A 24,739-nucleotide genomic window follows, 5' to 3' on the forward strand; every position below is an offset into this window, starting at 1 on the left:
AGTTTATTTTTAACACACTTACTATACTCATATTAAAAACAACACTATATTAAATATAAATGTTCACGTTTTCAAAAAGGATTATTATTACTTAAAATATTAAAATTTCATTATTATGCTCTATTCCATAATTCAGCACTTAACTCTCTTGTTTTTTCTAATATTTTATTTTCATCTACATTAACAATTTGACCTCTTCTTACAACAATTTTTCCATTAACTATTGTTGTATCAACTGATTTTCCCATCATTCCAAACAAAATATGTGAGTTATAATTGCTTGCATTCATTGGAGTTAAAGGATTATAATCTACTACTATTACATCAGCATTAGCATCCTTTTTAATTATTCCAAACATTCCCTCAAAATGCTTCTGTGCAATTTTTCTATTATTATCAAATAACATCATTGGAGTTTCTCCCCATGCAACTGAAGGATTTCTAAGATGATGTTTATGAATTATATTACAAACTTTCATTGATTCAAACATGTCTTGTGTATATCCATCAGTTCCAAGACCTACTGTAACTCCTTCTTTTATAAGTTTTATTACAGGAGATACTCCTACTGCATTTCCCATATTTGATTCAGGATTATGAACTACTGAAGTACCTGTTTTTAAAAGTAATTCTCTTTCATCTTCATCAGCATGTATACAGTGAATTGTTAAAGTCTTATCACCAAGTATTCCAAACTTATTAAGTCTTTCAACAACTCTCATATCATACTTTTCTATACAATCCTCTTCATCAGCAATTCCTTCTGCTACATGAATATGATATCCACAATCTAATCCTTCTGCTGCCTTTACACATTTTTCAAGTGACTTATCTGAAAGAGTAAAACTTGCATGTAATCCAAACATTGCTGAATTCATATTATTATTTTCTTCCTTACAATGCTTTATGTAATCTACATTTTCTTTTATTCCTTTTTCTAAGATTTCTTCTCCATCTCTATCAGAAACTTCATAACAAAGAGAAGTTCTTATTCCAAGCTCCTTAGCAACTTTTTCTATTTCAAAAAGACTTCCTTCAACAGCATGTGGGCTAGCATGATGATCAAAAAATGTTGTTACACCATACTTTAAGCTATCCATAAGTGTACTATAAGCACTATATTTTATATCTTCTAATGTTAATGCCTTATCTAATCTCCACCAAAGATTATTAAGTATATCAATAAAGTTTTTAGATACTGGACCTTCTAAATTCATCCCTCTTGCAAAAGCACTATATATATGTCCATGAGTATTTATAAGTCCTGGCATTATAACTTTTCCTTCTGCATTTAAATATTCTATTTCCTTATATTTTTCAAGAATATTTTCAGTATTTCCATAATCAATTATTTTTCCACCATCAATTACTACGGCACCATTATCTATAAATGGGTTTTCATTATTTTGAGTTATTAATCTTCCATTACCTACAACTAACATAAACTCTCCCCCTATTATTTTCTTAATACCATACCAGCCTTTACTCTATTGTACTTATTTTTCTCAACAACTATATTTCCATTGATAATTACATAGTCTATTCCTTCTGGATATTGAGTTGGATTTTCATATGTTCCAACATCTCTTACAGTATCTTTATTAAATATAACCAAATCCGCAAAATATCCTTCTTTTATATATCCCCTAAGTTTTATACCAAAAGCTTCTGCAGCTTTACTAGACATTTTCATAACTCCTTCTTCAAGAGTTATAACTTTAAGTTCCCTTACATATCTACCAAGTATTCTTGGAAATGATCCATATGCTCTTGGATGAGGTTTTCCTGATAATAATCCATCAGTGCAAACATTTTGTTCTGGCAATTTCATAAATTCAATTATTTGTTCTTCTTTACCATAAAAGTCATACATTCCAACAGCATTTTCTTCCTCTAATAAAAGATCAAATGTTGCATTGTAAGGGTCTTTTCCTCTTAAAAGTCCAATTTCAACTAAGTTTTTTCCTATAACATCTTCATTCTTTTTTGTTTTTACAGAAGTTATGTATATTGAATCAAGTGGTATGAATTCAAGAAAGTTTTCCCAACCTTCTATTCCATTTTTCATATCATATATCATTCTTTCACGCATTTCTTTTGATGCTAGTCTTTTCATAAGGTTATCTGTTCCACCATCATGAGCCCAAGGTGGTAAAATTACTCCAAGCATTGTACTTCCTGTTATATAAGGATATTGGTCAACTGTTACCCTAATCCCCTTTTTTTCTGCTTCTTTAAGAAGACTTATAACTTCATTTATATGTTTCCAATTTTTCTTTCCACAAATCTTAAAATGAGAAAAATGAACTCTTACACCTGATTTTTCACCAATTTCTATTACTTCTTTCATTGATGATATTATTTCATTTGCTTCACTTCTTTGATGAACTACAAATACTCCATCATATTCTGCAACAACTTTACAAAGTTCTATAAGTTCTTTTGTTTTAGAATATGCACATGGCATATATATAAGACCTGTTGAAAGCCCAAATGCCCCTGCATCCATTTCTCTTCTTAGAACTTTACACATATCCTTTATTTCTTTATCTGTAACTTCTGTATTTCCAAGTCCTACAACTTCCATTCTTATATTTCCATGAGGAACTAAATAAGCTTCATTTAAGCCTACTCCATTTTCCTCCATAAGTTTTAAATATCCATCTGTAGTTTCATATTCCCAGTTTATATCATCAGATTCACCATCTAAACCAGCTAAATTTTTTCTCCAAGGTGAAATAAATTCTTTTGGTAAAGGTGCCATTGATATACCATCTTGTCCTAAAACCTCGGTAGTTACACCTTGTCTTATTTTTATCTCATTATATGGATTTTCAAGTATCTTAAGATCACTATGTGAATGTGTATCGATAAATCCTGGGGCTACAACTAGCCCCTTAGCATCTATCAATCTATCATAAGATTTATCATCTATATTTTTATTTATTTTTTCTATCTTATTACCATTAACTAAGATATCTCCAATCCATCCTTTTTCTCCACTTCCATCTGCTATAAACCCATTTTTTATTAATATTTTCATGTTAATCACCCTCTATTTGTTATAAACAGATTTTAATATTCCGTAGTATCCTTCAGCTCCCTTAAATAATTGTTCTTCTTCTATATATTCATCTATTGTATGAGCTAAATTTTCCTTTGATGGACCAAAACCAATAGTTTTAATACCTGCTTCTCCAGCATAATGTGATCCATTAGTGCAGAAAGAATATTGAGTGATTTCTGGTTCTATTCCAGCTTCTCTTAAACCTTTAAGAGCTGCTTTTACAAATTCATCATCTTCATCATATAACCATGCTGGGAAAAATCTTTCTCCATGAATTGTTTCTCCTGTATAACATGTTTCTGTACCTATTGCATAAGATACTTTTGCATTAAATTCTTTATCTTCTTTCTTTAGCTCATCTATTATTTTTTGAATTGGTGCTAAAACTTCTTCTTTAGTTTCACCAACTAGAAGTCTTCTATCAAAAGTAGCTTTACAATAATCCGGAACAACTGATGCTCCTGGATAAGGTGATGATTTTATATCTGTTAAAACTAAAATTCCCTTACCTAAAACATCATGCTCTACTGGTTCTATTTCTTGTATTTTTTCAATTATTTTTGACATTTTATAGACAGCATTTATTCCTTTTTCAGGATTTGCTGAGTGAGCTGGCTTTCCAAAAGTTTCAACTACTATTTCAGCTCTACCTCTTTGTCCTATTTTTAAATTAAGTTCTGATGACTCACCTATTACTACATAATCTGGTTTTATAGCTTCGCTTATTTTTCTTGCTGAAACACCTTCAAATATTTCTTCAAAAACTACTCCTGCTACAAATATATCTCCATCAAAATCCTTATTTGTATCTTTTGCAAAGAAAGCTGCTGCCGCCATCATAGCTGACAATTGCCCCTTCATATCTGAAGTTCCTCTGCCATATATCTTTCCATCAACTCTTTCTCCACTAAAAGGTGCATGGGACCATTTTGTATCATCTGGAACTGGTACAGTGTCTATATGACCATCAAAAAGAATTTTTTTACCTTCTCTTTTTCCTTTAATATGTCCAATAACATTTCCATAAGAATCTACAAAACATTCATCATATCCAAGTGTTTCAAATGCATTTTTTATAGCTAATGCAACATTTTCTTCTTCTCCTGAAAGTGATTGATTTCTAATAAGTTCTTGACATAAACTTATTAATTCTTCTTTTCTTTGTCCGTCTAACATAAAGTTCACCTCCATGCTCAAATATATAATCTAAAAATTTAATATTTACCTTCCCAAACTATTTCTCTATATTTATCTGGATCTGTATCTCCTTCTGTGCTAAATAATAATACTTTTGAATTTTCATCAAGCTCTAAAGCTTCTTTTAAATCTTTATAATCTTCATTTGTCATAATTTCATATAAAAGACCTGCTGTTACTGCTCCTGATTCTCCTGATGTTACCTTTGTATCTCCTTTTAATGGATTTCCAAGTATTCTCATACCCTTTGCTGAAACCCAATCAGGACATGATACAAAAGCAGTTGCATGATTCTTTAAAACTTCCCATCCTATTGTATTAACTTCACCACATGCAAGTCCTGCCATTATTGTTTGCATATCTCCACCAACAGCTCTTGCTTTACCATCATTTGCTACTGCTGATTTATAGAAACAATCTGCTAAGTTTGCTTCAACTATAACAGTTTTTGGACAATCCTCTCCAAATTCTGATGCAAAGAATCCTTGAACTCCTCCAGCTAATGAACCAACACCAGCTTGTACAAATATATGAGTTGGTTTTTCAATTCCTTTTTCCTTTAATTGTTCTTCAGCCTCTAAAGCCATTGTTCCATAACCTTGCATTATCCAAGCAGGAATTTTTTCATATCCTTCCCATGCTGTATCTTGAATAACAACTCCATTATGTTCATCTGCATATTTAGCAGCAAGTCTTACAGCATCATCGTAATTCATATCAGTTATACTAGCTTCTGCACCTTCTGCTCTAATATTTTCAAGTCTAGTTTTTGATGATCCTTTTGGCATATAAACTACTGATTTTTGTTTTAATCTATTTGCAGTCCAAGCAACTCCTCTTCCATGGTTACCATCTGTAGCAGTTACAAAAGTAATATCTCCTAATTTATCTCTTACTTTATCTGAAGTTATTACTTCATAAGGTAAATTTGCAATATCTTCTCCTAATTTATCAGCAAGAAATTTTCCCATCGCAAATGATCCACCTAGAACCTTGAAAGCGTTTAACCCAAATCTATAAGATTCATCTTTTAAGTAAATTCCTGAAAGTCCTATTTTTTTTGCTAAATGATCTAAGCTAACTAATGGTGTTTCTTTATATTCTGAAAAACTTTTGTGAAAGTTTCTAGCTTTTGATACTTCCTCTTTACTTAAAAATTTTACACATCCTTCTTTATCTGTTTTTGGTAAAGTATTTTCTTTCCATAATATTTTTTCCATAGCATTATCCTCCTAAAGTTATTTTTTTATCCCCCACTATTTTCTAGAGTTTATTCCTTATAACTATACTGATAGCAATTGCTATGCCAAAACCACCTCTATTTTTTATTGTTAATTAAATCTACAATTATTTTGAAAATATTTCTATAAAGTCAATAAAACTAACAGTTTAGTATAAATATTTAAACTTATATTTTTTTATATAAACCTATTCTTTTTTTTATATAAAAATAGGCCTAATTATCATTTTGAGAATTAATTGTCAAAGTGATAATTAGGCCGTAACCCTCTATTTTTCTAAGTTTATATACTTATATATCAAAATAATATTAAATTTTATCAAAATGATAAATATAAAATTTAAAAATTATTCTTTATGACTTTCTATCTTTCTATATAAAGTTGCAATACCTATCCCAAGCATCTTAGCTGCTTTTTTCTTTCCTGCTGTATCTTTACCACATAAATTTAATACCTTTTCAATATATTCCATTTCCATATCCTTTAAAGGTTTTATTTCATTTTTATCAAATTTTATATTTTCTTCTATATTTTTAACTTCAAAATCTACATTATTCTTTTCAAAATCTAATATAGATTTTGGTATCATATCTTTTTTTATTATTCCATCTTCACCTGCAACATTTACCATAAATTCAACTACATTTTGTAACTCTCTTACATTACCAGGCCAATTATATTCCTTTAATATTCTATACACTTCATTTTCTATTGTATGAACATCTTTATTAAATAAATTATTATACTTCTTAATAAGTTTATTTATTATTAAGATAACATCATCATCTCTTTTTCTAAGAGGAGGAACTTCTATAGGTATTACATTCAATCTATAGTACAAATCTTCTCTAAACTCACCTTTTTCAACAAGCTCCTTTAAATTTTTATTAGTTGCAGCAACAACTCTTATATCTAAATCTATAAGCTTATTTGATCCAACTCTTACTAAAGTTCTTTCCTGAAGAACTCTTAATAACTTAACTTGTAAATAAAGTGGCATATCTCCTATTTCATCTAAGAAAATTACTCCTTTATTTGCAAGTTCAAATTTACCTACTCTTCCATTTGAATTTGCTCCTGAAAATGCACCTTTCGCATATCCAAAAAGTTCACTTTCCAAAAGACTTTCTGGAATAGCTCCACAGTTTATAGCAATAAATGGTTTATTTCTTCTATCACCTTCTGCATGTATTGCCCTTGCAACTAACTCTTTTCCTGTTCCACTATCCCCAGTAATAAGTACTGTTGATTTAGATGAAGCTATTTTCTTTATTTTACTTTTTAATTGAACCATTGGATGAGATTCACCAATTATTTCATCACAAGAAATTCTATTTTTACCAAATGTTAAATTAACAGCTTCTTTTTGTGCGCTTTTAAATTCCTTAAATATTAATATCTTTTCGCACTCCTTAAAATTTATGTAATTATATATTATTTTTCCAACTACTGAATATTTTTTTCTATCTATCTTTAAATTAAATAGTTCTCCTCTAGGATAATATTCTCCAGTGTTTTCTATTTTTATTTCTTTATTTAATACATCTATTGTAAGATTTAACATAGTTAAAGCCTTATTGCTTACTAATGTCATCTTATGATCTTTACTTATTGTTATAATTCCATCATCTACTGAATTTATTATTTGTTTTAAAAAATCTAAATTATTTTTATTATCTAGTACTTCTCTTTCTTCCATTATTTTTATTGCTATAAAATCTGCTATTTTCTTTAAAAATTCTAAATTAGTATTTAGATTTTCCATTAATCTAGTTTTTTGTTCCTCTGTTGAGCATATAAGTCCTATAACTCCAAGTTTATCATTTCCATATATTATAGGAACGCATATTTCCATACACTCTTTACATTTACCCTTATCTTTGCAATTTTTGCAAAGTATATCTAATCCAGGATTTTCAATAACTTTTGGTTCCCCAGATCTTAATGCTTCTTTATAAACATACCCTGAAAACTCTATGTTTTGACCACTTTGATTCTCATAGATTCCAGTTGCTGCTATTCTATTCATATTATTATCTACAATTTCAACATCTATTTTTAATACATTAGAAAGTAAAACAACATATTCATTTACAACATCTGAAATATCTTTTAATCCTATTTTATTCATATAAAATTTCACCCTTTTAGAAATATTTTAGTTAATTAAATTGTTTTTTTGATTTATCCTTCATACATATTAAGTTACCATTGTTTTTTTCAAATAATATTTCTGCAATTATACTAAATGCTATTTCTTCTGGCGTTCCATCTGATATATCAAGCCCTATTGGCATATGAATATTATTTATTATTTTTTCTTCAATTCCCTTTTCTACAAGATATTCTTTTAATCCTGAAACCTTCTTTTTACTACCTACTACCCCTATATATTTATATGGCTTATCTATAACAGCTTTAAGCCATTTACGATCACTAGCATGTCCTCTAGTTGCTAAAACTACAAAAGAATCTTTAAAATCAATATTTTCAATATAATTCTCATCATCTGTAACTATGAACTCATCAACATTTTTAAATGTTTCGTAGCTTTTATATTCTTCTCTATCTTCTATTATTATTCTTCTAAAGTTCATGCTATCTGTTATTTTTATAATATTTTGTGATATGTGCCCAGCCCCAAATATTATAAGTTTTGGTTTTGGTATAAACACTTTTATGTACCCTGAAATATCTCCACCACAAGTCATTTTAAGATTTCCTTTTTCATTTAATCTGTAATCAAAGCTTGTACCTATTCCTTCTTTTATTGCATTTTTACACGCTTTTATTACTCTTGCTTCAACAGCTCCTCCACCAATTGTTCCTACTATAACTCCATCTTCATTAACACTCATCATCGTCCCTGCTTTCCTTGGTGTTGAACCTCCAGCTTCAGTTATAATTGCAAGAGCAACCTTTCTACAATTATTTAATTCCATAGTTATATTTCTCAAAATTCTCTCTTCCATAATTTAAACCTCCATAATACTTCTTAAATAAAGTATTCCTTCTAAAGCTGCTCCACCTACGCATCTTGCTTTATCTGAAATTAAATCACAATTTTTCTTTTCTTCTATTCTTGGATCTATATCAGCTATTTTAAATCCTTTAGTTACATAAAACCCTTCTCTTATCATTCCTCTTAACAAACCACTCATAGTTGCATATACATATTCACTTCCAACTTTACATATTGGCTCACCCTTTTCAACTACATCACCAATATCTTTTATTATGTGTAATGATCCCTCACAAGGTGAATAAACAACCCTCTCTTTTCCATATCCTTTTATAATTCCAGGAACTCCAGTATTTTTTTCAGCTGGCCCTTTAAATATAAGTCTTCCTAAATTATGTCCTCTATTTGTTTCAACAACTATATCAACATCTTTTCCAGCTTCATAACCTGGTCCTAATGCTATTGTTATTGGAGCCATACTTTTATTAGTTCCTATATTTTTTTTGCATAAAGTTCCATCAACAACTGCAATTGGATTTATTTTTTCTATTAAATCACCACTTGAGTCAACCATAACACATACCTTATTTTCTTTTAATACATTATGCATTTCTTCTATTGACTCAGCCTTTTTAGCAATTATATCCTCAACTGTACATTCGCCATCATATATAGCCTCACTTAGACATACATTTCTTCTTATTGATGAAGGTTTTTGAACTTCAAGTGAAACCACTGAAAATCCTGCCCTCTTAAGTTTTTGAATAGTCCCAGTTGCTATATCTCCAGCACCTCTTACTACTATTATTTCATCTTTCATAACTTTTCCCCCTCATATATAGCTTTTGCCATTTTTAAATCTTCTTTTGTATCAATATCAAAAAACTCTATACTTTTATTAAAATAAACAGGTGTAACTTTTTTAATGTTATTTTTTATTACATTTCTTCCACCTATATCACCTTCAATATTCATTAATTCAAACTTAAATTCCCTTGAAAAAATTACTGGACTTTTATTTTTGCCATTTACTTTTGGAAGTATTATTCCACCCCTCTTTATAAACGTTTTCATAAGTATTTTAATAGTTTCCTTTTTAATAAAAGGCTGATCTCCAGTAAAAAAAATATATCCATCATATTCCTTTTTCAAAGAACTTAAAGCTAATTTTATACTCTCACTTTGTCCATATTTAAACCTTCCATTATATATAGTTTTAACTTGTAAATTCTCTGCTATATCTTTAACTTCTTTATCTTTATAAACTACTATTACATCTTCAAAATCACAACTTTTTGCTAATTCAATAGTCCATCTTATTAAAGGCTTATTATATAAATTTATAAGAAGCTTATTTTCACTCATTCTTCTAGACATCCCAGATGCCATAATTATTGCTACCAACTAAAACACCTCAATATAAAACTTAAAATAAAAAATAACTTTCATTTAAGAGACTTCCACCTATTATTTTATTTATATTTATATTTTTCCTCTCTAATATTTTTAGCAACTTACATGCCATTTCATATTGTTTTTTATTCTCTATCTTATTTAAAAATAATATTTTTTCTCCAACACTATTTTTAAATAATCCATTTTTACTTGAAATAACATTTGCTATCGCCTCAGGAGTTATTTCCTCTCCTTCTGATATAAGAGATATTTTTGAAAACTTTTCTATTCTATGAATTATATCCTCTTTAGCAACTTTCCCTATAATATCTATAGGTATTATTCCTACTGTTTTATTTGTTCTCTTACTTATTACTGGTTCAGTTTCATTCCAACCTTTTAATGGCTTTCTCTTTGAACCATCACTCTCTATTAATAAATAATCAAATCCATATACATTTTCATCTATTAATTCTACATTTGTATGAAATTTGTTTTCAGAAACAATTTCTCCAATTAAAAAATTTATACCTTTTTCTAAATTAATATTTTTAGATTCATTTAAAAATATAATATTAAATTTTTCATCTTCTTTTGGGATAAACATTTTAGTAGAGGTAGTTATAATAACTTTTTTATTAGATAACTCTTTAGATAATTTGTACATAAATGTCGTCTTTCCACCAGATCCAACAACAGAAACTATATCACCATTTTTTAAATCAATTAAGTCAAATAAATTTTTCATAAATTCCTCCAAAGTCCCTTGGTTTAATTATACAATTTATTTAAATTTTTTCAAATTTTTATATATAAAAAATCGTCTATAAATTATTATTAATTTATAGACGATTAATTTCTTAATAACATAAAATTTTTAAATTTACTATTTTACATCAGTTGTTAAATTACCTTCACCATATACACTTTCCCAATCTTTAATAAATTGTTCAACACTCCAATCAGTTAATGGATGCTCTAACATTTTATCCATTATTTCTGGATTTACAGTTACTGAATCAACCCCATATTTGCTTAATTCATGGACTTGTTGAACATTTTTAAATGATGCTGCCAAAACTTTGCAATCTAAGCTATAAAGTTTTAATTCATCAATAATATCCTTTACTACTTGTACACCATTTCCACTTATATTATCAATTCTATTTACATATGGAGCAACAAACTTAGCACCACTTACTGCAGCCATTAATGCTTGCTGAGCTGTAAATATTGCAGTAGCTGTTATATTTATCCCATCTTTACTTAAAACTTTAATTGCTTTAATTCCTTCTTTAGTTACAGGAATTTTAATATAAAGATTTCCCCCTATAGTTTTATTTAAATATTTAGCTTCTCTTACCATTTCTTCTGAAGTCTTACCTAAAACTTGTACATGTAACATTGTATCTTTATCAATTATTTCTCTTATATCTTTTAAAAGTCTTAAAAATTTTTTATTCTCCTTTGATATTATTGTTGGATTTGTTGTTACTCCTGTTATTGGATATAAATCAAAAGCTCTCTTTATATCAGCTATATTTGCAGTATCTAACATGTATATCATAATTATTTCTCCCCTTTTAATATATAAATTTTGCACTTTAAAATATTTTTATTTAATTAAATTTATAATGCTTCTTCTGTTCTTGATATTATGTCTTCTTGAGTTGTAGGATCTAATGTAACAAACTGTGCACAATACCCTGCAACTCTAACTATTACATCTCTGTATTTTTCTGGGTCCTTTTGTGCTGCTCTTAATGTTTCAGTTGAAATTATATTAAATTGTATATGCCATCCCTTCATTGCTACAAAAGATTTTATTAAAGCTACAAACTTTTCAAATTGAGCATCTCCCTTTAATAATTCCGGTGAAAACTTTTGATTTAATAATTGTCCACCTGTCATTAATATAGTTTTAAGTTTAGTTATTGATTTTAATACAGATGTTGGTCCATTTACATCTGTTCCTTGAACTGGTGATGCTCCCTCTGCTGCTGGAGTCCATGCTTTTCTACCATCTGGAGTTGCTCCTGTTACTGTTCCCATAGGTACATTTGATGAAATTCCAGAAGTTGATAAGCCATATTTGCAACCAATTGGACCTTTTCCTTTTCTTGTTGTATCATATTTTACTATTTCATTAATATAAGTATCATAAGCTTCTTTTGCTATATTATCTACATAATCTATATCATTACCATACTTTGGTGCTTCTAATAATATTTTTTGAATAACTTTTCCTTTTTCTCCTTCAAAGTTATTATTTAAAGCACTCATAACTTCTTCCTTACTTAAATATTTATTTTCATATACTACACTCTTTAATGCTGCTAAGGAATTTGCCACATTTGCAAGTCCAACTTGAAGACCTGAAACAAAATCATATACAGAGCCACCTTCTTTTATACTCTTGCCTCTTTCTATACAATTATCTACAAGTGATGAACATAACATATCTGGAAACTCTTCAAGATGAGTATCAGCAAGTTTATCAAGGGCTACTGTAAGTTTTGTATAATATTTAATATTTTTATTCCAAGCTTCCCAAAGTTCATTATAAGTATTAAAGTTTGTAAGATTACCATTTCCAGTTAAAAGAGTTTTTCCTGTTCTCTTATCAAAACCATCATTTAATGTAAGTTCTAAAGCTTTTATCATATTTAAAAATGTCATTCCTGTACATCTATATCCCCATTTACCTGGAACTGCTACTTCAACACAACCAACCATTGTGTAATTATAAGCATCTTTATAACTTACACCCTTATTTAAAAGTGCAGGTACTATTATTTCATCTGTATGCAGTGCAGGCATCCCAAAACCTGTTCTTATTACATTTGCACATTCTCTTATAAATTTTTCTGGACTATTTGAATGTAATCTTGCTGAAAGATTTGGTTGAGTAAGCTTTGCTTCTCCAACACTCTCTAAAATAAGATAGCTTAATTCATTAACACAATCACTTCCATCAAAGTTAGAGCCTCCAATAGTTACATTTTGATATGTTGGATATCCAGCGCCATATCCTGAGTGTGAAGTTGGTCTAACTTTTAATATTGAATAAAGTTTTATCCATAAACACTGTAATATTTCCTTTGCTTCATCTCTAGTTATAATGCCTTTTTCAATATCATTTTTATAATATTTATATAAATATTGATCTAGTCTTCCAAGTGATGCTGAATGTCCATTACTTTCAATTTGAATTACTAAATGAATAAACCAAACTAATTGCACAGCCTCATAAAAACTTCTTGGTGGATTTTCTGGAACAATACTACAAACTTCTGCGATTTTGATTAATTCAAGTCTTCTTTTTTCATTATCTTCATTTTTAGCAAGTTCCATAGCAAGATTTGCATATCTATTTGCAAATTTAATTACTGCTTCATTAGTTATAATTACACCCTCTAAAAATGCTTTTTTTCTTAATCCATCATTTTCACTTATATCTACATTTTTAAGCTTTTCCTTTGCTTCATCAATTACACCTTTTAATCCTAAATTAAGTGCCTTTTCAAAATCTGGAACTATATGTCCATCTCCTGATGTCATATTTCCTTCACCATGTATTACTTTAACTGAAATTGCATCTTCTATTTCTTTTGGTATTTCTCCATAACATTTATCTCTTAATGTTTTTCCATTCCAATAATCTACTATCTCTAATAATTCATCTATATCATCTTCATTAAGATGGAAGTTATCTCCTTCCCTTTTATCAAAATTTCCTTTTTCTTTAATTTCATCTTTCATCCATTTTGCTGCATATTCAGGAAAAATTGGAGCAGTTCTTTCATTCGAAGCCTGATTACCAACTATAAGTTCTCCATCTTTAATGTATATAGTCATATTTTTTAATATTTTTTCAACTGCCTTAGCTCTCTTTATATAAACTGGAGCATTTTCATATTCCTTATACGCCTCTGTTACATATCTAGCTCTTTCAATACAAACACTAGGTGTTTGTGATAAAACTGATTCTCTTAAAGCCTTTACTCTCTCACTTCTAATCTCATAAACTTTCATAAATTTAACCTCCTCTTATCCACCAATTACACATTTTAAGCCTTTATTTTGAACAATATTTTTTAAATGTTCTATGTCAATTTCGTTTAAGTTCTTCAATTCTTTTAATTTATAATCTCTTTGAAGTTGTCTATACTTGTCTTTTCCTAATGAATGATACGGTAATAAATGAATTTCTTTTATATCGTTTTCAATAGCTATATCTGCTGTTTTTGAAATATTTTCTTCATTATCATTTAAACCTGTAATTACAGGAATCCTAATAATTATATTATGATGAATTTTACTTAACTTTTTTAAATTATCTAATATAATTTTATTGCTTGCTCCAGTAAACTTCTTATGCATATTATCATCAGTACTTTTTATATCAAACATAACAGTATCGCAAAGATTTGCTATATTCTTTAAATCATTAAAGTCTCCAAACCCACTTGTTTCTATAGCTGTATTAATATAATTTTCCTTACACATATTTAGAAGTTCTAATACAAATTTACTATTCATCAAAACTTCCCCACCCGAAATAGTAACTCCACCACCAGATTGTTTATAAAAAATATTATCTTTATAAACTTCATTAAACACTTCTTTTACATCTCGTTCTTTTCCTACAAAATTTAAAGCAGACATTGGACATGTTTTTATACATTCGCCACATAATATACACTTATTCCTGTTTATTACTACTTTATTATTTTTAAAAATAATTGCATTATTATTGCATGAATTTATACATCTTTTACATTTTATACACTTATTTTCGTTATAATAAATATCATTTTCTTTTCTTTGAGTTTCCGGATTTGCACACCATATACATTTTAATGGACACCCTTTTAAAAAAACTACTGTTCTAATTCCAGGACCATCATGTGTAGCGTATTTTTCTATTTCACACACAACAGCTTTGTTCATATAAACCACCTCCCATTTATTATCATTTAATTTTATTTATTATCATTTATCTATATTTTATAGTTATTAATTATTAATGTCAATATATTCAATTCTTATTTGTTTTCATTTATTCTCATTTTATATATAATAATAATGAGGTGAATTAAAATGTTTATGGAAGAAAGACTTAATGAAATATTAGAATTAGTAAAAAAAAATAATAAAGTCTTAGTTAAAGATTTAAGTAATAAATTTAATGTTACAGAAAGTATGATAAGAAAAGATTTAAATAAACTTGAAAAGGAAGGTTTGGTTGAAAGGACTTATGGTGGTGCTATACTTCCAAGAAATTTAGCTGAAAGCACAAATATTTCTAATAGACTTATAAATAATATAGATACAAAAAAAATTATAGCCAATAAAGCTTTTGAAAATATAAAAGATAATGATACTATATTTTTAGATATATCAAGTACAAACTACTTACTTGCTGAATTATTATCTAAAAGTTCAAAAAAAATAACATTAGTTACTAATATGGTTGAAATAACTTCTCTTTTTAATAATCCTGAACTTAAAATAGATGTTATTTGTATAGGCGGTATGTATAACAAAAAACTTGGAGGCGTTGTTGGTTCTGAAGCTATACAAGGTATCTCTAAATATAGATTTAATAAAGCGTTTATAGGAAGTTGTGGAATAAACATTTTTGATAAAAGTATAAATAACTTTGATTTAGAAGAAGGTAACACTAAGAAAGCAATAATTGAAGCATCAAATAAAACTTATCTTCTAATAGAAAATAGAAAATTTAATTTTGATGGAACTTATAAATTTGGAACTCTATCTGATATAAATTATATAATTACAGAAAATACACCTGATAGTAAAATATTAAAAATTATAAATAAATTAAGTATAAATATTATATAAATAACTTAGTTATTTAATATATAAGTTTATTTTTTATTAAAACTATCTATATATTTTTATTTTTAAATTTAATAAGGATATATTTAATTAAATATATCCTTATACACTATTATCTATTATCTATTTTTTCTGGATAAAGATCATGGTTTACTAATCTATTGTAAGCAACCTGTTCCCATTTGGTGCCTTTCTTACCGTAATTGCAATAAGGATCTATTGATATACCGCCTCTTGGAGTAAATTTTCCCCAAACTTCTATATATTTAGGATCCATTACTTTAATTAAATCTTTCATTATTATGTTAATACAATCTTCATGAAAATCTCCATGATTTCTAAAACTAAATAAATATAATTTTAAAGACTTACTTTCTACCATATTTATATTTGGTACATATGATATATATATTGTTGCAAAGTCAGGTTGTCCAGTTATTGGACAAAGACTTGTAAACTCTGGAAAGTTAAATTTTACAAAGTAATCATTATCTTTATGTTTATTTTCAAAAACTTCTAAAACCTCTGGTGTATATGAAAATTCATAATTTGTATTTTTATTTCCAAGTAGTGTTAATCCTTCATTTTCTCTATTTAAATTTTGCATAACAAAAAATCCCCCATTATTTAAATTTATTTTTAAACTTTATATAACCATTTTTCCTTAATGTACATGATGGACAATGACCACATCCATTTCCTATTATTCCGTTATAACAAGTTAAAGTTTCATTTTTAACTATATCTAAAACACCTAAATCATCCGCTAATTTCCAAGTTTCTGCTTTATCTATCCACATAAGTGGCGTTATTATTTCAAATTGATAGTCCATTGATAAGTTCAATGTGACATTTAATGATTTTATAAACACATCTCTACAATCTGGATAACCACTAAAATCACTTTGTGAAACACCTGTAATTATATTATTTATTCCTCTTTGCTTTGCAAATATTGCAACAAAACTTAGAAACAAAAGGTTTCTTCCATCTACAAAGCTATTTGGAACTGTATCTTTCTTCACCTCTTTATCAACTTCTATATCTACTCTAGTTAATGAATTTGGAGCTAATTGATTTAACAAATTTAAATCTAATATATAATGTTCCACATTATACTTTTTACAAATATTTTTTGCACATTCAAGTTCAAGGTTATGTCTTTGACCATAGTCAAAAGATACTGCAATTACATTTTTATATTTTTTCTTTGCCCAAAATAAACAAGTTGTACTATCTTGTCCACCACTAAAAACTACTATTGCTTCTTCCTTATTCATTACTAAAATCCACCTTTCATATTTAACAATAACTCTTGTCTTAAAAGTATATTTTCTTTAAATTTTCCTTTATAAATACTTGTTTTAGTACATGATCCATTCTTTTTAATTCCTCTAGTTGTCATACAGGAATGTTCCCCTTCTATAATAACTGCTATATCAGAACTTTCAGTTATAATTTCTATAATTTCTGCTATATCTTTACCTATTTTTTCTTGAAGTTGCAATCTTCTGCCTACCATATCTGCAATTCTAGCTATTTTGCTAAGTCCTATTACTTTTCCATTAGGAATATATGCAACTGTAACTTTCATGTTATACATTAAAGCTAAATGATGTTCACAATAACTAAATATAGGTATATCTTTAACTATAACCATTTCGTCACTATCTGATATTTCAAAACTTTCATTAAAACATTTATTAAACATTTCTGCTATTTCTTTATTGGAATAATTATTACCTTCTAAAACTTCCTTTAACATATTTACATATCTTTTTGGAGTTTCAATTAATCCCTCTCTATTTGGATTTTCTCCAATTAATTCTAAAAGTTCTCTAACTAACTCTATTGCTCTTTCTTCCTTTTCCTTTGAATTCCAAATATTCATTTTCTTAAACTCCCTTTTTCATAGGATTCCATATTATTTTATGCATTTGTAATTGAAGTCTTATTCCATTTAATTTTCTTAATTTCAAATAATTCACTATATCTTCAAGATTAATTTCATTAAATACTGCACTAACAAATACATTAATATTTCTATCTTCTAAATTTTTTTCCTTATATACTTTTTCCATAGTTTTTAAATCTTCTAAATTAGAAACAACAAATTTTACACAATCTATATTTCTTACAACCTCAAAATTTTCTAATATCATTTTATTTTCCATATTACTTGAAGGGCTTTTGTAATCAACTATATAAGATACAGTTGGAAATTCTTCTATATACTCCTTAATATTTATAGAACCATTAGTTTCTACACTTACATTAAATCCATTTTCTATTAATTTTTTTAATAAGCAACTAACATTTTCTTTATGTAAAAGTGGCTCTCCACCTGTTAATGTTACATTTTTTATATTAAAATCAAGCTTATTTAAAATCTCATTTACATTCATTTCTACACCATCTGATTCATTTTGTGCATAACAAGTATCACAATATGAACATCTTAAATTACATTCAGAAAGTCTTATAAAATTAGTGATAAAACCAGCTCTATTTGCTTCTCCATCTATACTTTGAAAAATTTCAACTACTTTCATTAATTACACTCCCTATATGTTGCTTTATTATTTGGTGTTTCATATACAGTTATATAATCAATTTTAAAATTTTTATTTTTAATTACTTTTGAAAGCTCATTTTCAAGTTCACAAAAAAATAATTTACACATATTTTCTGCTGTTGATCTAACAGAAATATTAACTATTTTAAAATTCATCCTTCTACATGCATCTATAAAAATTCTTTCTTCATTTGTTACATTTTCATCAGTAAAAATTAAAGCATGATCATAATTTTTAAAATACTCTTTTATTATATTTTTAATATCAGAAAAATCTATTATCATTCCTTTAGAGCTACCACTCTCTATTAGATTTTCTGCTTTTAGTCCATACTTTACCCTCCAACGATGCCCATGTAAATTTTTACATTTACCAGAATGTCCTTTTAAAAAATGACTTGAATCAAAACTTTCTTCTCCTTCTAAAAAATAACTCATAAAATTTTCTCCTTATTTAATTATTTAACTAAATAAGACATTTCTAAATCTGTATTTTATTAATACATTATAAAATTCATTTTATAAACTAAAACATTTCAATAATTATAGTCATATAATTAATTTAATATTTTTTGCATAAAAAAAAGGGCATAAACTGCCCTAATAAACAAATAAAAAATATATATAATATATTATAATCCTAGTTTTGTTTATAGACAGGATGGTTTCGAACTGTCTTATTAAGTTATTTTTGCCATAATATAATTTTAATTCAAAAATTTATTATAATCAACCCAAATTGTTTTATATCAAATTTAAAATATTTTAAATAATATATATTAATTCTAAAATATGGAGGCTTAAATATGGATTTAGGTTTTTTGCAAAATTATTGCATTCCTACTATAGTTGGAATTTGTTTATGCATTGGCTATGTAATTAAAAGTAGCTTACATTTTATTTCTAATAAATATATACCATTAATTATGCTAATACTTGGTTTATCATTAAATATCTTTATAAACAAATCAATTACTTTAGATATAATTCTTGCTGGTATGTTTTCTGGACTTGCAAGTACAGGAGTCCATCAAATGTTTAAAAACCTTATAAATGAATCTAATTATACCAATAGTGAAAATAATAAAAAATAAAAAGGACATTAAAAATGTCCTTTTTATTTTATGCGTAAACTAAATCTATATTTATCTTATAAAAGCAATTCCATAAGATTGTACTTGCTTTCCTTTATGTCTCTTTTCTTATTTACATCACATATATCAACACTTATCATATTATTGTCTTGAATTCCTACTGCTTTTCCAGATTCATTTTTTCTAAGAAGCTCTACAGCATGAATACCCATTCTTGATGCTAAAACTCTATCAAAAGCAGATGGATTTCCACCTCTTTGTATAAATCCTAAAACCGTGTTTCTTACTCCAATATTTAATGTTTCTTCTAAATATCTTTGAAGATCTTCTATATTATACATTCTTTCAGTTATTATTATAATACTGTCTTGCTTTCCTTTTTCTATATTCTTTTTAAGCTTTTGTGCAATTTCTTCAAAACTTAATTTTCTCTCTGGTGTTGATATTATATCGCCACCACCAGCCATTGCTGAATATAGAGCTAAATCTCCACAGTATCTCCCCATAACCTCAACTATTGTTGGCTTTTCATGTGATGCATCTGTATCTTTTATCTTACTTATACATTCTAATACTGTATTTAAAGTTGTATCAAAGCCAATACAATAATCTGTATACTCTAAATCATTATCGATAGTTCCAGGAATTCCAATAACCTTTACACCTAATTCATGTAATTTATTTGCTCCTTGAAAAGAACCATCTCCACCAATTACAATTACAGCATCTATATTATATTTTTTTAAATTTTCTATTGCTTTCATTCTTCCTTCTACTGTCGTAAATTCTGGACATCTAGATGTTTTTAGTATAGTTCCTCCTGCTTCTGAAATATAATCTACATCAAATTCACCAATCTTTTTAATTTCTTCATTTAAAAGACCTGTATAACCTCTCTTTATTCCAAAAGTCTCAATACCATAGTTATTAGAAACCTTTACTATAGCACGAATAACTGCATTCATTCCTGGAGCATCTCCACCACTTGTTAAAATTCCAATCTTCATAAATTTCTCCTCTGTATATCCATAATTTTGCTAATGTAATTGTATACACTTATATTATTATAATAATACTTTTTTGCAAAATTATAAATAGTTAACCGGTAAATTTATAAAAATTTTTCATTTTTAAAACCTTAATATGATATTTCTTCAATTTAATTAAATTAACCTTACAATAAAAATTTATAAAGCTTTATTTAATATTTCTCTTGATACTTCTAATGTTACATCTCCATTTTCCCCTAAGTTTGTAAGTCCATGTTTTTGTAATGAATTTATTACTTCATCAATATTTTTTTCATCTAAACCATAATCTGAAAGCTTTGTTTTAACTCCTAAACTTTCAAAAAATTCTCTTGTCTTACTTATAGCCATTTCAATTCTACTATCTTCATCCCCATCTTTTATGTTAAATACACGATCTGCATACTGCAATAACTTTTCCTTCTTTTCCTTCTTTCTTACACTCCATGATGCTGGTTGAACTATTGCTAAAGTTTTCCCATGATCTATTCCATATAAAGCTGTAAGTTCATGTCCTATCATATGAGTGCTCCAATCTTCTGGAACCCCCATAGCTATTAAACCATTTAGTCCCATTGTTGCACATAAAACAAGATTTGCTCTTAAATCATAATCATTTGGATTTTCAATTGTATCTTTACCGATTTCAATTAAAGTTTTAAGTATTCCTTCTGCTGTTCTATCTTGAAATCTTGCATCAACTGGATATGTTACATATTGTTCAACAACATGAATAAATGTATCAACTACCCCATTTGCAACTTGAGTTTTTGGTAAAGTAAATGTTATTTCAGGCTCTAATATTGAAAACTTAGGGAAAACTAAAGGATTTCCAATTACAAATTTTCCTTTATCATATGTTATAACTCCACCACTATTCATTTCTGAGCCTGTTGCTGGTAAAGTTAGTACAACTCCTATAGGTAAAGCTTTTTTGATTTTTCCTGATACTTCCCTTAATAAAACATCAGTTAAATCTCCATCATAATTGCAAGCTAATGATATAAACTTAGTTCCATCAATAACAGAACCTCCACCTACAGCAAGTAAAAAATCTATTTTTTCTTTCTTAATTAAATCTACTGCCTTTATTAATGTTTCATATTTTGGATTTGGTTCAATTCCTGAAAACTCAAATACACTTCTATCTCCTAAAGCTTCTTTTACCCTTTCTAAAGTTCCAAACCTTTTAACACTTCCACCACCATAAAGAATTAATACTCTTGAATCATTTGGTACAAGACTACTTAGCTCCTTTATTCTATCCTTTCCAAATACTATATGAGTTGGATTGTAAAAATCAAAATTATTCATACTCCTCATTCCTTTCATACATAAAATTTAAGTTTCTAAAATAAAATTTATATTTTTGCATTTTATATATTAGCATACAAATTCTTTAAACCAGTAATTAATAATACCTTAAATACATTTAAATTTAATTATTATTGATAAGTAAATAAAACATATAAATAATTCTATTAATTAAAGTTTACTATAAACTAATGAAATATTTATAATATTAAGAAAAACTTATAGTTAACATAAATAAAACAGAATTATTATATTAAAGATATCTCATTAAACCTTAAATAAAAAACCAATTAATTTATCATTAATTGGTCTTTATTTTTTATAACGCTTCTATTAATATTTCTCTTACTATATTAGGTGTTAAATCTCCTGTTTCTGATAAATTAGTTAGTCCTTGTTTCTTTAATGAATCAACTACTAATTCAATTTGTTCCTTATTTATATTATAATTTGAAAGTTTAGTAGTTATATCAAGACTTTCAAAAAACTCTCTTGTTTTTTGTATAGCCATATCAGCTTTATAATCATCATTACCTTCTGTAATATTAAATATTCTTTCTGCATATTGTACTAATTTTGCTTTCTTTTTATCTTTTCTTACAGTCCATAATGCTGGTAAAACTACTGCTAAAGTTTTTGCATGGTCAATTTCAAATAAAGCAGTAAGTGCATGACCAATCTTATGAGTACTCCAATCTCCTGGAACTCCCATCTTAAGCAATCCATTTAATGCCATAGTTGCGCATAGCATAAGATTTGCCCTTAAGTCATAATTTTCTGGTTCATCAATAGTTTTTCTTCCTATTTCAATTAAGCTTAAAAGTATCCCCTCAGCCATTCTATCTTGAAATTTTGCATCAACTGGATATGTTAAATATTGTTCAAGAACATGAACATATGTGTCAACAACACCATTTGCAACTTGAGTTTTTGGTAAAGTAAATGTTATTTCTGGTTCTAATACTGAGAACTTTGGAAATACTAAAGGACTATAAACACTATATTTTCCCTTATCATATGTTATAACAGCACCACTATTCATCTCTGAACCTGTTGCAGGTAATGTTAATACAACTCCTATTGGAAGTGCTACTTTTATATTTTCTAAAGTAAAGTTTGGTATTAATAAATCAGTTAAATTTCCATCATAATGTGATGCTAATGATATAAACTTAGTTCCATCTATAACAGAGCCTCCACCTACTGCAAGTAAAAAATCTATCTTTTCTTTCTTAATTAAATCTACTGCCTTTATTAATGTTTCATATTTTGGATTTGGTTCAATTCCTGAAAATTCAAATACAATTCTATCTCCTAAAGCTTCTTTTACTTTATCTAATGTTCCAAATTTTTTAACGCTTCCACCACCATAAAGAATTAATACTCTTGAATCTGTTGGTACAAGATTATTTATATCCTTTATTCTATCTTTTCCAAATACTATATGAGTTGGATTATAAAAATCAAAGTTATTCATAACTTTTCCTCCTTTATATTTTATTTAAAATCTATATAAATATTTTAATGTCTATCCTTTATTTTTCCTTCATACATATTTAATTTAGCATCAATTCTATTTAAATATTCTCTTAATTCTTTTATTTGATTCTCTATCTTTTCTCTATGCTTTTCTATAAGTTTTTTTCTTTCTTCTAATGTATGGTCTCCTTCTTCATAAAGAGCTACTACATTTTTTATATCATCAATTGACATATTTGTATCTCTAAAACACTTTACTATGTTTACCCAGTTTAAATCTTCTTCACTAAATATTCTGATTCCATTTTTATTTCTTTTTATATTTGGTATTAGCTTTTCTTTTTCATAAAATCTTATAGTATACTCACTTAATCCTGTTATTTTTGAAATTTGTCCTATAGTATATTCCATCTTTATACTCCAATTTTTATATTAAATAATTTTTATAAATTATATTGTATTACTTAGAGTTTACTCTAAGTCAATAAGTTTATGTATTAACATTTTTTTAATTAGTAAAAATACCAATTCATTTCTAAATAAAAAATAATATAAATAAACTAAAATTAGAATATAATTGTTAAACAAGAAAGGAGAGTACTGAAATAATCAATACTCTCCTTTTCTCTATTTATTCAATATAAATTTACTTATATATCTACCGCTATTTAATCCTAATTCTGCTGAAAATTTTAAAAAAAGTATAGTTGCTATACCTGCAAATATTCCCGTAATTAGTCTTCTAAAATTATTGCTTATCCATTTTCCTTTTAGCTGTCCTACTCCATCAATTAAAAGAGGAGTTATTAATAATACTATAATAGCAAAATTACTTTTACCAACTATAATCAAATATATAATTCCTATTAAATATCCTAAAAGTATTCCCGTACATCTTGCACATATTGGAAACTGCTTACCTTTGAAAAAAAATGATCTTTCCGGTAGTCTATGACAAAAAAACATATAATGAAGTATTTTTTCCATATGTATTATAACTCACTTGCTATTCCAAGCATAAAGAATAAAATATAAATTATTACCCAAACAATTATTCCACCTATCATCCATTTACAAATAAGTTTTGCTGAATTTGGCTTCTCATCCTTCCATAAAAAATATAATATTAATCCTACAACTGGAAAACAACAAGAAACTGCTCCTGCTAAGTTTGAAGGATTATCAATTTTTTTATCATCCTCATTATTAACTTTTACTCCACAGTGTACACATACATAAGCATTATCATCGATTTCCTTACCACAATTCTTACAGTACATAATTTTCCCCCTAATATAAAAAAGTCTATTTAATTATAATATCAAATTTAATACTTTTTAGTAGTTGTTAGTAATTTTTACCTTTTATTAACTTTATTAATATAACTTTAATAAATAAAATTAATAATTGTATTATTAAAGTTATATTAAAGTAGTTTTAATGTATATTTTTTATTACCTTTGCTATACAAACTTAAAATAAATAAAATAGACTGTCTAATTTTTAGACAGTCTATTTCATT

25 protein-coding genes are annotated in these 24,739 nt (G+C 27.1%); 2 read left to right on the plus strand and 23 right to left on the minus strand.

Annotated elements, in window-relative coordinates:
- Positions 1-113 precede the first annotated feature (113 nt).
- The 12 genes from ssnA to Q4E08_RS02505 all read right to left on the minus strand — a co-directional run bounded on the left by ssnA (position 114) and on the right by Q4E08_RS02505 (position 14,815).
- Positions 114-1,442 (minus strand): putative aminohydrolase SsnA, encoded by a 1,329-nt coding sequence (gene ssnA, locus Q4E08_RS02450; RefSeq protein ID WP_303127891.1) that lies wholly within the window; start codon positions 1,440-1,442, stop codon positions 114-116.
- Positions 1,443-1,456: 14 nt separating this feature from the next.
- Complete coding sequence (locus tag Q4E08_RS02455) at positions 1,457-3,043, minus strand: amidohydrolase family protein (RefSeq protein ID WP_303127893.1); 1,587 nt, start codon at positions 3,041-3,043, stop codon at positions 1,457-1,459.
- 12 nt (positions 3,044-3,055) lie between these two features.
- Positions 3,056-4,243: a YgeY family selenium metabolism-linked hydrolase gene (locus Q4E08_RS02460; RefSeq protein WP_303127895.1), complete on the minus strand. Its 1,188-nt coding sequence runs from the start codon at positions 4,241-4,243 to the stop codon at positions 3,056-3,058.
- A 38-nt stretch (positions 4,244-4,281) separates the two neighbouring features.
- Positions 4,282-5,484, minus strand: a complete 1,203-nt coding sequence (gene dpaL / locus Q4E08_RS02465; RefSeq protein ID WP_303127898.1) for a diaminopropionate ammonia-lyase — start codon at positions 5,482-5,484, stop codon at positions 4,282-4,284.
- Between the two features lie 367 nt (positions 5,485-5,851).
- Positions 5,852-7,636 (minus strand): sigma 54-interacting transcriptional regulator, encoded by a 1,785-nt coding sequence (locus Q4E08_RS02470; protein WP_303127901.1) that lies wholly within the window; start codon positions 7,634-7,636, stop codon positions 5,852-5,854.
- A gap of 31 nt (positions 7,637-7,667) precedes the next feature.
- Positions 7,668-8,477: an XdhC family protein gene (locus tag Q4E08_RS02475; protein WP_303127903.1), complete on the minus strand. Its 810-nt coding sequence runs from the start codon at positions 8,475-8,477 to the stop codon at positions 7,668-7,670.
- A gap of 3 nt (positions 8,478-8,480) precedes the next feature.
- A complete protein-coding gene (gene yqeB / locus Q4E08_RS02480) occupies positions 8,481-9,287 on the minus strand; it encodes a selenium-dependent molybdenum cofactor biosynthesis protein YqeB (RefSeq protein WP_303127906.1) in 807 nt (268 codons plus the stop codon).
- On the minus strand, positions 9,284-9,871 hold the full coding sequence (locus Q4E08_RS02485; protein WP_303127909.1) for an NTP transferase domain-containing protein: 588 nt from the start codon (positions 9,869-9,871) through the stop codon (positions 9,284-9,286). The genes yqeB and Q4E08_RS02485 overlap by 4 nt, the downstream gene beginning before the upstream one ends.
- A gap of 22 nt (positions 9,872-9,893) precedes the next feature.
- Positions 9,894-10,610: a selenium cofactor biosynthesis protein YqeC gene (yqeC, locus tag Q4E08_RS02490; RefSeq protein ID WP_303127912.1), complete on the minus strand. Its 717-nt coding sequence runs from the start codon at positions 10,608-10,610 to the stop codon at positions 9,894-9,896.
- 138 nt (positions 10,611-10,748) lie between these two features.
- A complete protein-coding gene (locus Q4E08_RS02495) occupies positions 10,749-11,429 on the minus strand; it encodes a fructose-6-phosphate aldolase (RefSeq protein ID WP_303127914.1) in 681 nt (226 codons plus the stop codon).
- Between the two features lie 62 nt (positions 11,430-11,491).
- Complete coding sequence (locus Q4E08_RS02500) at positions 11,492-13,897, minus strand: glycyl radical protein (protein WP_303127916.1); 2,406 nt, start codon at positions 13,895-13,897, stop codon at positions 11,492-11,494.
- Positions 13,898-13,912: 15 nt separating this feature from the next.
- Positions 13,913-14,815 (minus strand): glycyl-radical enzyme activating protein, encoded by a 903-nt coding sequence (locus Q4E08_RS02505; protein WP_303127920.1) that lies wholly within the window; start codon positions 14,813-14,815, stop codon positions 13,913-13,915.
- A gap of 150 nt (positions 14,816-14,965) precedes the next feature.
- On the opposite strand from Q4E08_RS02505, the gene Q4E08_RS02510 reads away from it, so the two are divergent.
- Positions 14,966-15,730: a DeoR/GlpR family DNA-binding transcription regulator gene (locus Q4E08_RS02510; protein WP_303127923.1), complete on the plus strand. Its 765-nt coding sequence runs from the start codon at positions 14,966-14,968 to the stop codon at positions 15,728-15,730.
- A gap of 109 nt (positions 15,731-15,839) precedes the next feature.
- Here Q4E08_RS02510 and queF read toward each other — a convergent pair whose 3' ends face one another.
- Genes queF through Q4E08_RS02535 form a run of 5 tightly spaced genes read right to left on the minus strand, consistent with a single transcriptional unit; the run spans position 15,840 to position 18,740 of the window.
- Complete coding sequence (queF, locus tag Q4E08_RS02515; protein ID WP_303127925.1) at positions 15,840-16,334, minus strand: preQ(1) synthase; 495 nt, start codon at positions 16,332-16,334, stop codon at positions 15,840-15,842.
- 16 nt (positions 16,335-16,350) lie between these two features.
- Positions 16,351-17,007, minus strand: coding sequence for a 7-cyano-7-deazaguanine synthase QueC (queC, locus tag Q4E08_RS02520; RefSeq protein ID WP_303127927.1), 657 nt, complete (start codon positions 17,005-17,007; stop codon positions 16,351-16,353).
- 2 nt (positions 17,008-17,009) lie between these two features.
- The gene (gene folE, locus Q4E08_RS02525; protein WP_303127929.1) at positions 17,010-17,618 is read right to left on the minus strand and encodes a GTP cyclohydrolase I FolE; all 609 of its coding nucleotides are present in this window, start codon (positions 17,616-17,618) and stop codon (positions 17,010-17,012) included.
- 4 nt (positions 17,619-17,622) lie between these two features.
- Positions 17,623-18,279, minus strand: coding sequence for a radical SAM protein (locus Q4E08_RS02530; RefSeq protein ID WP_303127933.1), 657 nt, complete (start codon positions 18,277-18,279; stop codon positions 17,623-17,625).
- Positions 18,279-18,740 carry a 6-carboxytetrahydropterin synthase gene (locus Q4E08_RS02535; RefSeq protein ID WP_303127936.1) on the minus strand — a complete coding sequence of 154 codons (462 nt, stop codon included), beginning with the start codon at positions 18,738-18,740 and terminating at the stop codon, positions 18,279-18,281. Before Q4E08_RS02535 ends, Q4E08_RS02530 begins: the two co-directional genes overlap by 1 nt.
- 368 nt (positions 18,741-19,108) lie before the next feature.
- Here Q4E08_RS02535 and Q4E08_RS02540 point away from each other — a divergent pair, with 368 nt between their 5' ends.
- A complete protein-coding gene (locus Q4E08_RS02540) occupies positions 19,109-19,396 on the plus strand; it encodes a phage holin family protein (protein WP_303127938.1) in 288 nt (95 codons plus the stop codon).
- Between the two features lie 56 nt (positions 19,397-19,452).
- Here Q4E08_RS02540 and pfkA read toward each other — a convergent pair whose 3' ends face one another.
- The 6 genes from pfkA to Q4E08_RS02570 form a co-directional block, all read right to left on the minus strand.
- Positions 19,453-20,403 carry a 6-phosphofructokinase gene (gene pfkA, locus Q4E08_RS02545; protein ID WP_303127940.1) on the minus strand — a complete coding sequence of 317 codons (951 nt, stop codon included), beginning with the start codon at positions 20,401-20,403 and terminating at the stop codon, positions 19,453-19,455.
- A gap of 180 nt (positions 20,404-20,583) precedes the next feature.
- Positions 20,584-21,738, minus strand: coding sequence for an iron-containing alcohol dehydrogenase (locus Q4E08_RS02550; protein ID WP_303127943.1), 1,155 nt, complete (start codon positions 21,736-21,738; stop codon positions 20,584-20,586).
- 319 nt (positions 21,739-22,057) lie between these two features.
- Entirely contained in the window at positions 22,058-23,215 is a 1,158-nt protein-coding gene (locus Q4E08_RS02555; protein ID WP_303127946.1) for an iron-containing alcohol dehydrogenase, read from the minus strand.
- Between the two features lie 44 nt (positions 23,216-23,259).
- Positions 23,260-23,628, minus strand: a complete 369-nt coding sequence (locus Q4E08_RS02560; protein ID WP_303127952.1) for a MerR family transcriptional regulator — start codon at positions 23,626-23,628, stop codon at positions 23,260-23,262.
- Between the two features lie 216 nt (positions 23,629-23,844).
- The gene (locus Q4E08_RS02565; RefSeq protein WP_303127954.1) at positions 23,845-24,204 is read right to left on the minus strand and encodes a DUF2085 domain-containing protein; all 360 of its coding nucleotides are present in this window, start codon (positions 24,202-24,204) and stop codon (positions 23,845-23,847) included.
- Positions 24,205-24,209: 5 nt separating this feature from the next.
- Positions 24,210-24,497 (minus strand): zinc ribbon domain-containing protein, encoded by a 288-nt coding sequence (locus Q4E08_RS02570; RefSeq protein ID WP_303127957.1) that lies wholly within the window; start codon positions 24,495-24,497, stop codon positions 24,210-24,212.
- Positions 24,498-24,739 lie beyond the last annotated feature (242 nt).

The sequence above is a fragment of the Clostridium sp. genome, assembly GCF_030532265.1.
In the GTDB taxonomy this organism is placed as follows: Bacteria; Bacillota; Clostridia; order Clostridiales; family Clostridiaceae; genus Clostridium.

Bases quoted from the DNA above. Each gene is read 5' to 3' on its own strand.
- yqeC (WP_303127912.1), bottom strand. From the start codon at position 10,610: ATGAAAAATTTATTTGACTTAATTGATTTAAAAAATGGTGATATAGTT.
- Q4E08_RS02550 (WP_303127943.1), bottom strand. From the start codon at position 21,738: ATGAATAATTTTGATTTTTACAATCCAACTCATATAGTATTTGGAAAG.
- Q4E08_RS02470 (WP_303127901.1), bottom strand. From the start codon at position 7,636: ATGAATAAAATAGGATTAAAAGATATTTCAGATGTTGTAAATGAATAT.
- Q4E08_RS02495 (WP_303127914.1), bottom strand. From the start codon at position 11,429: ATGATATACATGTTAGATACTGCAAATATAGCTGATATAAAGAGAGCT.
- Q4E08_RS02475 (WP_303127903.1), bottom strand. From the start codon at position 8,477: ATGGAAGAGAGAATTTTGAGAAATATAACTATGGAATTAAATAATTGT.
- queF (WP_303127925.1), bottom strand. From the start codon at position 16,334: ATGCAAAATTTAAATAGAGAAAATGAAGGATTAACACTACTTGGAAAT.
- yqeB (WP_303127906.1), bottom strand. From the start codon at position 9,287: ATGAAAGATGAAATAATAGTAGTAAGAGGTGCTGGAGATATAGCAACT.
- Q4E08_RS02560 (WP_303127952.1), bottom strand. From the start codon at position 23,628: ATGGAATATACTATAGGACAAATTTCAAAAATAACAGGATTAAGTGAG.
- Q4E08_RS02500 (WP_303127916.1), bottom strand. From the start codon at position 13,897: ATGAAAGTTTATGAGATTAGAAGTGAGAGAGTAAAGGCTTTAAGAGAA.
- Q4E08_RS02540 (WP_303127938.1), top strand. From the start codon at position 19,109: ATGGATTTAGGTTTTTTGCAAAATTATTGCATTCCTACTATAGTTGGA.
- Q4E08_RS02555 (WP_303127946.1), bottom strand. From the start codon at position 23,215: ATGAATAACTTTGATTTTTATAATCCAACTCATATAGTATTTGGAAAA.
- Q4E08_RS02565 (WP_303127954.1), bottom strand. From the start codon at position 24,204: ATGGAAAAAATACTTCATTATATGTTTTTTTGTCATAGACTACCGGAA.
- dpaL (WP_303127898.1), bottom strand. From the start codon at position 5,484: ATGGAAAAAATATTATGGAAAGAAAATACTTTACCAAAAACAGATAAA.
- Q4E08_RS02505 (WP_303127920.1), bottom strand. From the start codon at position 14,815: ATGAACAAAGCTGTTGTGTGTGAAATAGAAAAATACGCTACACATGAT.
- folE (WP_303127929.1), bottom strand. From the start codon at position 17,618: ATGAATATTTGGAATTCAAAGGAAAAGGAAGAAAGAGCAATAGAGTTA.
- Q4E08_RS02510 (WP_303127923.1), top strand. From the start codon at position 14,966: ATGTTTATGGAAGAAAGACTTAATGAAATATTAGAATTAGTAAAAAAA.
- Q4E08_RS02460 (WP_303127895.1), bottom strand. From the start codon at position 4,243: ATGTTAGACGGACAAAGAAAAGAAGAATTAATAAGTTTATGTCAAGAA.
- Q4E08_RS02570 (WP_303127957.1), bottom strand. From the start codon at position 24,497: ATGTACTGTAAGAATTGTGGTAAGGAAATCGATGATAATGCTTATGTA.
- Q4E08_RS02535 (WP_303127936.1), bottom strand. From the start codon at position 18,740: ATGAGTTATTTTTTAGAAGGAGAAGAAAGTTTTGATTCAAGTCATTTT.
- Q4E08_RS02455 (WP_303127893.1), bottom strand. From the start codon at position 3,043: ATGAAAATATTAATAAAAAATGGGTTTATAGCAGATGGAAGTGGAGAA.
- pfkA (WP_303127940.1), bottom strand. From the start codon at position 20,403: ATGAAGATTGGAATTTTAACAAGTGGTGGAGATGCTCCAGGAATGAAT.
- Q4E08_RS02530 (WP_303127933.1), bottom strand. From the start codon at position 18,279: ATGAAAGTAGTTGAAATTTTTCAAAGTATAGATGGAGAAGCAAATAGA.
- queC (WP_303127927.1), bottom strand. From the start codon at position 17,007: ATGAATAAGGAAGAAGCAATAGTAGTTTTTAGTGGTGGACAAGATAGT.
- ssnA (WP_303127891.1), bottom strand. From the start codon at position 1,442: ATGTTAGTTGTAGGTAATGGAAGATTAATAACTCAAAATAATGAAAAC.